Here is a 12,593-nt window from a genome sequence, read left to right as displayed (position 1 = left end):
TGTCACACCCTAAAAACTGAAATCAGATCTGCGTCATGTTAATTAAATGTAGAATCGATTTTCGTCACGCCGATTTAAAATCCTTGATATACATCAACATTCTTTACATCTCCAAGGGCTAAACTGAATTTGTCAATTATGTAAACCCTTACCAATTTACATTTAAATAACAAAAAAGGTTGACCCATGGACACACATGCAGCCCTATATGAACAGGGAAAGGCGCGCTTAGATGCACTGCGCCAATTCGCTCCCCGTCAACAACAATCGCTGATTGAGAAAATGCAACAGCACGGCATTAGTCGCCGTGATTTTATGAAGTGGAGTGCCATGGTGACGGGCATGCTCGCATTACCACTGCCCTTTAGTAACTTAGTAGCCGAAGCTGCCGAATTAGCTGACCGTGTGCCCTTAATCTGGTTACACATGGCCGAATGTACTGGTTGCTCAGAATCTTTAATTCGTACCGATACCCCCAATCTAGATTCGCTAATTTTTGATCATATCTCCTTGGAATATCACGAAACCTTAATGGCTGCTGCGGGTTGGCAAGCCGAAGAAAACCTCGAAAATGCACTCGAAACCTACAAGGGCCGCTATTTACTGGCCGTTGAAGGGGCGATTCCAACCGCCAATAACGGCAGTTTCCTCACTGTGGGCTGTAAAGGCCACACTGGGTTAGAAATCATCAAACATGCTGCAGAAGGCGCCGCCGCGATTATCTCTGTCGGTACTTGTGCGGCATTTGGTGGCGTGCAAGCCGCCTATCCAAACCCAACGGGGGCGAAAGGCGTGCATGAAGTGGTCAGTAAACCCGTGATTAACTTAGGCGGTTGCCCACCGAGTGAAAAGAACATAGTCGGCACTTTGATGTACTTCATCATGTTCGGCAAATTACCTGCGCTGGATATGTTTAACAGGCCTAAATGGGCTTACGGCGCACGGGTACACGATAACTGTGAACGCCGCGGCCGCTTCGATGCCGGTGAATTCGTTGAAGAGTTTGGCGATCACGGCGCGAAAGAAGGCTACTGCCTGTATAAAGTCGGTTGTAAAGGTCCTTACACCTACAACAACTGCCCTACCGAGCGCTTTAACCATCACACCAGCTGGCCTGTACTCGCTGGACACGGTTGTATGGGCTGCTCAGAACCTAACTTCTGGGACGATATGGCTGACTTTGAAAAACCCCTTGGCCGTCAACTCCTCCATGGATTGGATGCGACCGCAGATACTATTGGTGCGGTGATTTTAGGCGCGACTGTGGTGGGCATTGGAGCCCATGCCGTTGCCAGTATTTTTGCCAAACCGCTGGAGGAATAACCCATGAGCAAGCGCGTTGTTATCGACCCTATCACACGTATCGAGGGTCACTTACGTATTGAAGTTGAAGTTGATGAAAATAACGTCATCAACAAGGCTTGGTCATCCTCCACACTTTGGCGCGGCATTGAAGTCATTCTCAAAGGCCGTACGCCTATGGATGTTGGCCTTATTGTGCAACGTATCTGTGGCGTATGTACCTATTCCCACTACCGCTGCGGTACTGAAGCGGTTGAAAATGCGTTAGGAATTCAAATTCCATTGAACGCTAAATACTTACGTTCATTAATGCAAACCTCTTTATATATGCATGACCATATTGTGCACTTCTACCATCTACACGGTCTTGATTGGGTGGATGTGGTGTCTGCACTGAGCGCCGATCCGGCTAAAGCTGCACAAGTTGCGCTGCAATACACAGACCATCCCATAGCGGCGGGTGAAGGTGATTTAAAAGCGGTACAAGAAAGAGTTAAAGGCTTTGTCGAAACGGGAAAGTTAGGTCCCTTTGCCAACGCTTATTGGGGTAACGGCACCTATAAATTTACTCCAGAGCAAAACCTTATCGCGCTATCTCACTACCTTAAAGCACTTGAAATACAGCGTATTGCCGCTGAAATGATGGCAATATTCGGCGGTAAATCCCCTCATCCACAATCGATAGTGGTAGGCGGCGTAACTTCAGTACGCGACATGTTAAGCCCTGCACGCCTACAAGAGTGGAAGCAAAAACACGCTATCGTGACTGACTTTATTGTGCGCGGATATCAAGCTGACATCGTCATGGCCGCCGAAGCTTTTGGTGCTGAACCCAGTGTACTTGGCGGCGTTAACGTGAAGAACTTTATGGCTTCACAAGAGTTTGTTCTTGCCAATGGTGAACACCTATTTGACCAAGGTGTGATTATGAATGGCGATTTAGCGGGCGTCAGTGATATCAACCCTGACTGGATTGCCGAAGACGTCACCCACGCTTGGTACAGCGCCGATGAGCCGCAACACCCCTACGACGGAACAACTATCCCTAACTATACCGGCTTTGTTGAACGCGATACTGTTTACGGTAAATTGCCAACCTTAGACGGTGACGGTAAATATTCTTGGGTGAAATCGCCACGTTACAAAGGTGAACCGGTTGAAGTTGGCCCACTCGCCTGCTTACTGGTTAGCTATGCTCGCGGTAATCAAATTGTTGTGGATACCGTTAATGGACTACTCGCACGAACAGGCTTACCTATCGAGGCGTTATTTACCACTTTAGGTCGTACAGCTGCACGTATGTTGCAAACATTAATCGCGGCGCAAGAAGGCTTAAAAACCTTTGATGCATTAATTACCAACATTCAGTCAGATGAAACAACCTATATAAAACCCGATATGGACCCGAATAAGGAATATATTGGTCATGCCATGATGGAAGCGCCACGCGGCATGTTAAGCCACTGGCTGCGCATCAAAAATGGTGTGATTGAGAACTATCAAGCTGTGGTACCAACCACTTGGAACGCCGGTCCTATTGATGCTAACGGGAAAATGGGTCCCTATGAAGCATCACTCATCGGCCTAAAACTGGAAGATCCCACTAAACCCCTTGAGGTGATACGTATTATTCACTCATTTGACCCTTGCATGGCGTGTTCAGTACACGTTATGGATTTTAAAGGTCAGGAACTGAGCGAGTTTCGTGTCAGCCCCAATGGTCAATAATCGAGGGAGGGAACGCAAAATGAACCATTCTGCAACCCGCATTCGGACACTGGTTTTTAGTCCTGCAATACGGATTTTCCATTGGCTACGCGCATTATCAATTCTCGTGCTCGTGGTGACTGGGTTCTATATTTCTTGGCCGTTTTTAGTCTCACCCGATAGCTCTGATGTGCTGGTACAGGGCTGGATCCGCTTTGCTCATCTGATTGGTGGGTTTTTATTAACCGCCATCACCTTAGTGCGCTTCTATCTGTATTTTTTCAGCCGAAGTGATATTGAGCGGCGTTCATTTCGCGATGTCATGAGCGTAAAAAGCTGGATAACTCAACTGAAATCTTATTTATGGATGGGGCACTTACATAAAGCCGGTGTCTATGGACCGCTGCAATTTGTGACTTATGTAGCAATCTCACTGGTCGCTCTTGTGATATGTATAACGGGTCTGGTGCTGTATGCCAATGTGTATCACCAAGGTTTAGGTGGCATGCTTTGGGGCAGCGCCGCTTGGATCACGGCACAAATGGGTGGGCTAGCACAAGTTAGGATTTGGCATCACTACCTCACTTGGGCATTTGTTATCTTTGTGGTTATCCATGTCTATATGGCTGTTTGGTCAGGGATACGCTTCAAACATAACTCAGTTGACTCGATTGTCTCTGGCTATGACTACCCAAAGCCAGACTCACACCACTAGGAGTCCAATGAAGATATTGCTACTCGGTATTGGCAATGTCCTGTACGCCGATGAAGGCATCGGCGTACATTTTGTCAATTATATAGCTGATAATTATCAGTTTACCCATGAGTCTCACCAGCTGAAGCTGCTCGACGGCGGCACCTTGGCTCAGGGACTCATTCCCATTATTTGCCAATACGATTATTTAATCGTGGTCGATACTGTCAATGCCAATGGCGTAGAAGCGGGCGAAGTCTACTTCTTCGATTTTGATAAGGCACCGAAGGAAATCGACTGGCAAGGCAGCGCCCATGAAGTCGAAATGCTGCAAACCCTCAATATGATGGAAATGGTTGGCGACAGACCTAAGACCTTTGTGCTGGGCGTCACCCCAACCGTGCTTGAACCTATGGTGCTGGGTTTGACCCCTAAAGTTGCCGCCGCAGTGCCGTTAATGGAATCAAGCTTGTTATCCCACTTAGCCTCCCTTGGGTTCACTGCGACGCGTATTGCCGATCACAGTATCGACTCGCTGATCCCTGACTCTTATAAACGCGGCGTTACTACTGGTGAAAGTATATAGAAAATGAAAAACATCAGATTTGATTTTACCTGTTCACGTCAGGTGCCTTTGTACGCGCATTTATGTAATCAATACCTAAATTACGATGCGCTGAACATCAGCATAGGCTGTGATGGCCAACATGACTTTGGTCAGCACAGTTACTTTATAGAAGCCCAGGGCGAGCAGACTCAACTCGAGCAACTGGCCGATGCCATTGCCGCAGACTTTTTGATTTCCGCTTGGTTGATTGACTCTAGTATTAAAGCCATCGACGAGCCCCAAGGCAGTAAAACCTTACTGCCCTTTCCACAGTCTGGATCTAACCAAGCCATAGTGCCTTTTTGCCAGCATTGTTATCCGTTGATTGGCGATAATCAGTCGGCTAAGTTTGGCACACTCGATTTAATTTGCTCTTGCTGCAAGGGCGAAACACAATTATCGTCCGCGCAAAAAGCCTTAACCTTGTCAGATATAAAAGCCATGGCACAGGGGCTGCTAACACAAGGCCCACTGATATTAGCGGCCGCCGATAATCTGCAAATCAGCCTGACACCGTTTGAGCAGCCCTTAAGCGAGCGGCCACAACTGTTAATTTGTAATCCCAATACGCTGAACGCCCATTTTTGTCTGAATGATGCGCAGGTGCTCGCGCTTTCGAGTATTGAAAAGCCGCTTATCTGCGCTAGACCCACGCAAGAACAAGACAAACTCAGTGCGCCGCTGTACGACATTTGTTTTGCCTACAGCCGAGTGATTTTAGTACTCGCCGAAGTATTACGACAAAAAGGGGTCGATTGGGTTTACATTAAAGGGCCGCATAATAGGCCAAAGCTAGCGTGGGTCGATGGTGCTTGGGCACAAATCGCCAGTCACGATTTAAGCTCAACACAGGTTCAAACCAAGCACTTTATCGCTCCAGAACCCTTAAGGGAAAAAGTCAGTCTTCACGGTTATCAAGCCCAATGGCAGGCGGCGAAACGTTCACGATCGCACCAAGGCAAACTGAGTGTGGCATTATTGACTCAAGTACCGTCAAGTGAAGACAGTGATATTCATTGCACCAGTATGCTAAGCGATAATAATCAAAATACAGTCAACACAGAAAATCACACCCTTGCAGACGCAGCGCTATTCAGTGCGCTGCTCAACGGTAAGTTTACCAGTCATAAACAGGCAAAAAATGCCGCGGTTATTTACTTAAGCCATACCCATACGAGCCAAATTGTCACCTGCGATAATAAGGGCGACACTGAACTTTTCTTCGCCCTGCCCGAGCTGCCCGATAACGGTTACGAAATCTTCCATCAACTGGACAGCAGTCCGCAAAAAGCCGTAGCGCAAAAATTTAAGAGCCTGTTCCCAGACGATTACCTAAAACTTTTAAGCCTAAAGCTTCACGGCAGACGGGACAACTTACAAAGTCTGTGGGCGATTGCCGCCATATTAATTGGCCTCAATATCCAAGAAGAGACTCAAAGCCAAGCAAGGCTCAGCGATGCACTCATGGCTGCCGCCATGCGTTACCACGGCGCCAATGCTCCTCGTATCGATTATCCGCTAACCAAAGGTGAAGCCCACCGCAGCCTAAATTGGTGTAAAACCTTAGGCACAGTCTTAAGTTTTCGTATTGCGGGGAATGATGATCCGAGTCAGCTTGCCTTTGCGATGCAAGACTCGCTGGCGGACTATTTATCTAACTGGATCGAGCATATCGATTTAAATATCGGCGTGCATAATATAGCCTTAGCGGGCAATGAATTAATCAATGAAACCCTGTGCAAACGCATCAGGTTACGCTTAGGCAAAAACTTCCCCTTAGTGATCAATCGCAGCCTAGATTTAGACGGCGATAACTTAGCCGTTGGCGCACTTTACGTTAAACAGCGCCAACTGAATACCCATGATTAGGAGGCCAAAAGTTAAGTCACAACGCATGAAGCCAGATAGGCATAATAGTCGCCACAAAAAGCACAGTGATCTGCAGATAAAGCGCAGGCTGGCATTGGAATACCTTGTCCACAAGGGAGCCACGTTAAAGCGTTGTCAGTTGCACGTCACTGGCATTGTACAAGGGGTGGGATTTCGCCCCTTTGTCTATCGTTATGCCCTTGAATTTCAACTGACAGGTACTGTGCTCAACAATGCCAAGGGCGTGACCATTGAGCTGCAAGGTAATGATGAAAACCTCACTCGCTTTATCATAACGCTCAATACCACCCCACCGCCACTGGCCCGTATCGACAATATAATCCAAACACCTCTACCGATTTTGCTAAGCGAAAATACATTTGAAATTATAAAAAGCGACAGCCATGAAAACGATGGTCCAAGTTCATCAATGGGTGCGCAGGTGGCGGTATCGGCGGATAAAAGTACCTGCCAGGATTGCTTGAACGACATGCATAATCCTGATGATCGCCACTTTGGCTATGCCTTTACCAACTGCACAAATTGCGGCCCAAGATACACCATAATCAATGCCTTACCTTATGATCGCCACAGTACCGCCATGGCCGATTTTGACATGTGCCCCGAGTGCGCCAAAGCATATCAAAACCCACTCGACCGCCGCTATCATGCTCAGCCAGTCAGTTGCCCAGTTTGCGGCCCCAGACTCAGTTTAAAAACACCCCAAGGGGAATACATCCTTCCCAATACCTCAAATGTCAGCACACCTGAATTGAGTACGGACCTTACGGTACTGACAGCAGCGGCTGACAGATTACACCAAGGGCAGATTCTGGCAATTAAGGGACTGGGCGGATTTCACTTAGTCTGTGATGCCCGAAGTGATAATGCCGTCAACGCACTCCGGCTGCGAAAACAGCGCCAAGCCAAGCCGCTAGCGGTGATGATGGCGGATATCACCATGGCGCAGCACTATGTCACAGGGACGGATGCCGAGTGGCGAGTACTGAGTTCGCAGGAGCGCCCCATAGTGCTGATGAGCAGCCGCGCCGAACATGATCTCAGCTTAGCTGTCGCCCCCAATCTGAATAAACTCGGGGTATTTTTACCCTACACACCGCTACATCATTTGCTATTAGGTCTCTTCAAAGGGCCATTAGTTGCAACCAGCGCCAATGTGTCAGGTGAGCCTATCATCACAGATTGTGATGAACTCATTCGCCAGTTAAGCCATGTGGTGGATGCGATAGTCGATCATAATCGGCCGATTATTAATGGCTGTGATGACAGTGTGGTGCAAGTGATCCAGCCGCAACTGGATTCCTCCGCAGAAGTGCAAGTATTGCGCCTCGCCCGCGGCTATGCACCGTTAAGTTTCCCCTTAGAGATACCGCTGACCCAATCAATTCTGGCGGTAGGCGCACAGCAAAAAAATGCCATCGCCTTAGGCTTTGGCAATAATGTGTTTTTAAGTCCCCATATTGGCGATTTATTCAGTGTCAGCGCCGAGCAGTATTTTGAGCGCACCTTAGCGACCTTCGCGCGGCTGTATCACTTTGCGCCCAATCTCATTGTTCGCGATAAACACCCTGATTATGCCCCATCGCGCTGGGCTGAAATGCACTCAAACTCAAATGTAGAACTCAGCGATACCAGCCAATGTTTAACTGTGCAACACCACCATGCCCATGTGCTCAGCATAATGGCAGTTAATCAATATCGAGATCCCGTTTTGGGCTTTAGTTTTGATGGCACTGGGCTTGGCGACGATGGCAGTTTATGGGGCGGTGAAGTGCTATTAACCACGCTAGATAAAGCGCAGCGACTGGCCCATTTTGAGCCCATAACCCTGCTGGGCGGCGAGCAAGCCATTAAGCAACCGGTGAGGTTGTTACTGGCATTATTGTTCGAGCAAATGAGCCTTGATGCTGTGATCACGCTGAACTTGCCCATTATCTGCAGCATGAGCCCAAATACCTTAACTAATTTATATAAAATCTGGCAGAACGGCAGCGCGCTTAAAAGCTCATCGGTTGGACGCTTGTTCGATGCCCTCGCCTGCGCCTTAGGCTTAATCGAAACCACACAATTTGAAGGTCAAGCAGGCATGGCAATAGAAGCCGCGGCCAATCGCGCCGATGCATTAGCCCTTGAAGTCATTTCGCTTAACTTACCTCTTGACATCGACCAGTGGCGAAGCAGTGAGATGTTCAAGCAAATTGTTGAATTGATTACAGCACAACCGCTAACAGACAATAGATGCTATGCCATCGCCCGCGCCTTTTTACACACATTAGGTGATGCTATCTGTGATTATGCTGCCCAGTATCAACACCTCCCAACCGTGCTCTGCGGCGGCGTATTTCAAAATAAATACCTCTTGGAATACTGCCTGAGCAAGCTCAGCGCCCAAGGAAATAAAGTGTTATCCAGTAAACAGATACCCATCAATGATGGCGGCATCGCCCTAGGGCAACTCTGGTATGGCATTCATCAGAGTCAATAACCTTATTATTTGATAACCCCTGATGTTCACTCGCCATTTTTATGCCCATAAACCTGACGAACATCAAAGATCCGTAGCGCAATTTGTATCACACTCAACATTAGCGTAACCAAATTAACGATTCGTACATCAATCATTATTTGTCAGGCAAAGTTCTCGTACTCTGCCGATACAAGGAGAGGTAAAATGTGTAAAGACTGCGGCTGCTCCCTTACCCGCCACGACCATGATCATCTAGGCGCGCATGCCCATAGCCATGAGCATAATCATGACCATTCACATTCTCATGAGCATAGCCATCAAGAGTTACACACCAATCCTCAGTTAAACGATAAAAAAACCTTATCAGTCATCCACAAAATTTTAGATAAAAATGATGTCGAAGCAGGTCATAACCGCGCCCACTTTGAGGCACATAACATTACTGCCTTCAACATCATGAGTAGCCCTGGCAGCGGTAAAACCACCCTATTAGAAAATCTCAAAGAATACACGCAGCTCAACTATGCGGTGATCGAAGGCGACTTAGAAACCTCCCGCGATGCTGACCGCCTCATCGCGAAAGGCATTACAGCCTATCAAATTCAAACGGGCAGCGCCTGTCACCTTGACGCCTTTATGGTGCACGGCGCCCTGCATCATCTGCCACTTGAAGGGCTGGATATTTGCTTTGTCGAAAACGTCGGCAATCTCGTCTGCCCAGCCAGTTATGACGTAGGTACCCACAAAAATATCGTGCTGCTGTCCGTGCCAGAAGGCGATGATAAGATTGAGAAATATCCCGTGATGTTCCGCCGAGCCGATGTAGTTTTTATCACTAAGTGCGATCTACTGCCCTATTTTGATTTCAAGCTGGACGAAGCCAGAGCGCAGCTTAAAAAACTCAATCCAGCAACTCAACTGATTGAAGTCTCAATTAAAGATGGCGACTCCATGCAGGCTGTAGCCGCTTGGATTAAAGACAACATTCGAGGTGCACAATAATGTGCTTGTCCATACCTTCCCAAGTGGTGGCGGTCGATATTGAGTGCCAAAGCGTCACCGTCGACACCTTAGGCGTGCGCCGCGATGTCAGCAGTCATTTAATGAATGAGCCACTGGAAATTGGCGACTATGTACTTATCCATATTGGTTTTGTGATGAACATAATTGACAAGGAAGATGCGCAGCAAAGCATTGATCTATACAAAGAAATCGTCACTAAGCTTGAAAATGAAGCCATACACTGACCATCAGCAGTGCAGGATTAAGTCGCAAGGCGCACCCCTATCGAGTGCACCGAGGAAAAAGCATGCTTGAACTAAAACACCTCTATCAAGGCTTTCGCGATCCCCAAACGATTGCCAATTTAGCACGGGATATTCAGTTAACCGCTAAATTAGTTAAGCAACCAATCAATATCATGGAAGTCTGTGGCGGCCATACCCACACTATTATGAAATACGGCTTGCTGGATTTACTGCCTGATAACATTGAGTTTATCCACGGTCCAGGCTGTCCTGTGTGCATTATGCCGAAAGAGCGCATTGACCAAGCGGCGGCGCTGGCCTCCCAAGAGAATGTCATCTTCGTGACGCTGGGCGATATGATCCGTGTGCCCGGTTCTAAGGGTTCCTTAGCCAGTTTTAGGGCGAAAGGATGCGATATTCGGCCGATTTATGATCCCTTAGATACGCTCAAAATTGCCCGCGATAATCCCGATAAAACCGTGGTGTTTTTCGCCATTGGCTTTGAAACCTCAACCCCAATGACAGCGATTTTATTGCAGCTGGCCGAACACGAAAAACTCGAAAATCTACTCTTTCATATCAATCATGTATTAGTGCCGCCAGCGATTGATGCCGTGATGCACGACCCGAAAGCCAGAGTGAATGCCTTTATCGGCCCCGCCCATGTGAGCGTGATCAGCGGCGCCAAAATCTATCGCAGCACAGTCGAAAACTATGGTACGCCTGTGGTTGTCGCAGGATTTGAACCCGTTGATGTGATGGAGTCGATTTTACGGATTGTGCGCCAAAAAGCCGCGGGCAAAGCGGAGCTCGATATCCAATACAGCCGCGCGGTATCGGAAGACGGTAACCTCACGGCGCAGGCCAAAGTGAATCAATTCTTTAATGTCAGACCGCAATTTCGCTGGCGCGGCCTCGGTCCTATCCCCAATTCAGCGCTGCAGCTCAAACCAGAATATGCTCATAGAGACGCCGAACTGCGCTTTAAAGACCGCCTACCCGTGAAAGAAATTGACGATCATAAAGCCTGCCAGTGTGGCGACATTCTTCGTGGGCTTGCTAAACCAAAGGACTGTAAAGTTTTTGGCCGCGGCTGCAATCCCGAAACGCCCCTAGGCAGCTGCATGGTCAGCTCCGAAGGCGCTTGCAACGCCTATTACCGCTATCAAGGTATCGATATCAAGGAGCCACATCATGGCTGATACGCTAAAAGATAAATCCATTCAGCTCAGCCACGGCGGTGGCGGCAAAGAAATGAATAAACTGATCCGTGATCTGTTTTTTGCCGAGTTTGATAATCCAATCCTTCGTAGCGAAGAAGACGCTGCCAAACTCGATTTGCACGGCGCCAACGCCTTTACTACTGACTCTTTTACCGTCTCACCTTTGTTTTTTGCCGGCGGCGATATCGGCAAACTCGCCATCGCAGGCACAGTCAACGATCTCGCTATGATGGGCGCAGAGCCTCAATATCTGAGCTGTAGCGTGATCATAGAAGAAGGCTTTTCTATCAATGATTTAACGACTATTGTCCGCAGCATGGCAAAAGAGCTCAAACAAAGTGGCGCGCGGATTGTCTGCGGCGACACTAAAGTCGTACCCAAGGGCTGCGCCGATGGTTTATTTATTAATACCTCAGGCATTGGCCGCATCTTGCGTCCCAACATCTCAGCAGCAAATATCGCTGTGGGCGATGCCATTATCGTCTCCCGTGATATTGGTTGCCACGGCGCAGCGATTTTAATGGCGCGTGAAGGACTCACACTCGAATCGGCATTGCAAAGTGACTGCGCGACGCTCTGGCCCATAGTCGAGCAATTGATCGCCGCCAATATTCCCATTCATGCGATGCGCGATGCGACTCGCGGTGGCTTATCGGCTGTGCTCAATGAATGGGCCGTCGCCTCCAATGTCGGCATTACTGTCAATGAGGCCAGTATTCCCGTCAGCGATGAAGTCAAAGGCCTGTGTGAACTCTATGGTTTCGAAGCCATGGATCTTGCCAACGAAGGCACTTTCATCCTCGCCGTCCCCAACGACATCGCCTTAGGTGCGCTCGAGATCATGCAACGCTTTGGCCGCTGTGAGCATGCAGCGATAATCGGCACAGTGAGTGAGGATTTAGTGGGGAAAGTCGTACTAAGAACGCCTTGGAATACTAAGCGTTATCTCGATCTTCCCCAAGGTGAACTGCTGCCAAGGATTTGCTGATGCACGAATATTCGATTGTGAGTGCCCTGATTGAGCAATGCGAACAGCACGCGCAGGCCAATCATGCCGATAAAATCACCCGAGTGGATATCAAACTGGGGGTCATGAGCGGGGTTGAACCTAGCCTGCTGCAAACGGCCTTCGATACCTTTAAGCTCGATGGCATTTGCAACGCAGCCCTGCTCAATATCCAAATCCAGCCGCTAGTAATACTTTGCCAAGACTGCCAGAGCGAATCCGTACTGAGTGAACGCACCGTCGTCTGCCCTGCGTGTCAAAGCTATCGCACCCGCGTACTTGATGGCGAAGACATGCTACTGATGCAACTTGAAATGGAGCAGGAGGAAGATTAAATCCTTCATTTGTAATCTGCATTGTTAACGACAGCAGAGTTGATCAAGATCTCAATCAATAAAGAGTGCCATCAACAAGAATACCCCTCAAAACAAAAATGGCTTCGAGCACTTA

General features: G+C 48.3%; 11 protein-coding genes. All 11 read left to right on the top strand.

Going from position 1 to position 12,593, the window contains the following annotated elements; all coding sequences use genetic code 11:
- Positions 1-186 precede the first annotated feature (186 nt).
- The 11 genes from hyaA (at position 187) to hypA (ending at position 12,478) form a co-directional block, all read left to right on the top strand.
- Positions 187-1,323, top strand: a complete 1,137-nt coding sequence (gene hyaA, locus ACRN9H_RS03055) for a nickel-dependent hydrogenase small subunit (protein WP_432312416.1) — start codon at positions 187-189, stop codon at positions 1,321-1,323.
- Between the two features lie 3 nt (positions 1,324-1,326).
- On the top strand, positions 1,327-3,030 hold the full coding sequence (hyaB, locus tag ACRN9H_RS03050; RefSeq protein ID WP_432312414.1) for a nickel-dependent hydrogenase large subunit: 1,704 nt from the start codon (positions 1,327-1,329) through the stop codon (positions 3,028-3,030).
- Positions 3,031-3,049: 19 nt separating this feature from the next.
- The gene (gene cybH, locus ACRN9H_RS03045) at positions 3,050-3,724 is read left to right on the top strand and encodes a Ni/Fe-hydrogenase, b-type cytochrome subunit (RefSeq protein WP_432312412.1); all 675 of its coding nucleotides are present in this window, start codon (positions 3,050-3,052) and stop codon (positions 3,722-3,724) included.
- Positions 3,725-3,731: 7 nt separating this feature from the next.
- Positions 3,732-4,289 (top strand): HyaD/HybD family hydrogenase maturation endopeptidase, encoded by a 558-nt coding sequence (locus ACRN9H_RS03040; protein ID WP_006086407.1) that lies wholly within the window; start codon positions 3,732-3,734, stop codon positions 4,287-4,289.
- Positions 4,290-4,292: 3 nt separating this feature from the next.
- The gene (locus tag ACRN9H_RS03035; protein ID WP_432312410.1) at positions 4,293-6,179 is read left to right on the top strand and encodes a NiFe hydrogenase; all 1,887 of its coding nucleotides are present in this window, start codon (positions 4,293-4,295) and stop codon (positions 6,177-6,179) included.
- 94 nt (positions 6,180-6,273) lie between these two features.
- The gene (hypF, locus tag ACRN9H_RS03030) at positions 6,274-8,685 is read left to right on the top strand and encodes a carbamoyltransferase HypF (RefSeq protein ID WP_432312527.1); all 2,412 of its coding nucleotides are present in this window, start codon (positions 6,274-6,276) and stop codon (positions 8,683-8,685) included.
- A 186-nt stretch (positions 8,686-8,871) separates the two neighbouring features.
- Entirely contained in the window at positions 8,872-9,669 is a 798-nt protein-coding gene (hypB, locus tag ACRN9H_RS03025; RefSeq protein ID WP_432312409.1) for a hydrogenase nickel incorporation protein HypB, read from the top strand.
- A complete protein-coding gene (locus tag ACRN9H_RS03020) occupies positions 9,669-9,914 on the top strand; it encodes a HypC/HybG/HupF family hydrogenase formation chaperone (protein ID WP_432312408.1) in 246 nt (81 codons plus the stop codon). The genes hypB and ACRN9H_RS03020 overlap by 1 nt, the downstream gene beginning before the upstream one ends.
- A gap of 62 nt (positions 9,915-9,976) precedes the next feature.
- On the top strand, positions 9,977-11,116 hold the full coding sequence (hypD, locus tag ACRN9H_RS03015) for a hydrogenase formation protein HypD (RefSeq protein WP_432312407.1): 1,140 nt from the start codon (positions 9,977-9,979) through the stop codon (positions 11,114-11,116).
- Positions 11,109-12,125 (top strand): hydrogenase expression/formation protein HypE, encoded by a 1,017-nt coding sequence (hypE, locus tag ACRN9H_RS03010; protein WP_006086399.1) that lies wholly within the window; start codon positions 11,109-11,111, stop codon positions 12,123-12,125. Before hypD ends, hypE begins: the two co-directional genes overlap by 8 nt.
- The gene (gene hypA, locus ACRN9H_RS03005) at positions 12,125-12,478 is read left to right on the top strand and encodes a hydrogenase maturation nickel metallochaperone HypA (protein ID WP_432312406.1); all 354 of its coding nucleotides are present in this window, start codon (positions 12,125-12,127) and stop codon (positions 12,476-12,478) included. The genes hypE and hypA overlap by 1 nt, the downstream gene beginning before the upstream one ends.
- Positions 12,479-12,593 lie beyond the last annotated feature (115 nt).

Source organism: Shewanella sp. MF08487, from assembly GCF_050848685.1.
Lineage (GTDB): Bacteria > Pseudomonadota > Gammaproteobacteria > Enterobacterales > Shewanellaceae > Shewanella > Shewanella glacialipiscicola.
The sequence above is the reverse complement of the archived record's forward strand: the minus strand, read 5'-3'. Positions and strand labels throughout refer to the sequence as shown.

Bases quoted from the DNA above. Each gene is read 5' to 3' on its own strand.
- hypE (WP_006086399.1), top strand. From the start codon at position 11,109: ATGGCTGATACGCTAAAAGATAAATCCATTCAGCTCAGCCACGGCGGT.
- hyaA (WP_432312416.1), top strand. From the start codon at position 187: ATGGACACACATGCAGCCCTATATGAACAGGGAAAGGCGCGCTTAGAT.
- ACRN9H_RS03020 (WP_432312408.1), top strand. From the start codon at position 9,669: ATGTGCTTGTCCATACCTTCCCAAGTGGTGGCGGTCGATATTGAGTGC.
- hyaB (WP_432312414.1), top strand. From the start codon at position 1,327: ATGAGCAAGCGCGTTGTTATCGACCCTATCACACGTATCGAGGGTCAC.
- hypA (WP_432312406.1), top strand. From the start codon at position 12,125: ATGCACGAATATTCGATTGTGAGTGCCCTGATTGAGCAATGCGAACAG.
- ACRN9H_RS03040 (WP_006086407.1), top strand. From the start codon at position 3,732: ATGAAGATATTGCTACTCGGTATTGGCAATGTCCTGTACGCCGATGAA.
- hypB (WP_432312409.1), top strand. From the start codon at position 8,872: ATGTGTAAAGACTGCGGCTGCTCCCTTACCCGCCACGACCATGATCAT.
- hypD (WP_432312407.1), top strand. From the start codon at position 9,977: ATGCTTGAACTAAAACACCTCTATCAAGGCTTTCGCGATCCCCAAACG.
- ACRN9H_RS03035 (WP_432312410.1), top strand. From the start codon at position 4,293: ATGAAAAACATCAGATTTGATTTTACCTGTTCACGTCAGGTGCCTTTG.
- cybH (WP_432312412.1), top strand. From the start codon at position 3,050: ATGAACCATTCTGCAACCCGCATTCGGACACTGGTTTTTAGTCCTGCA.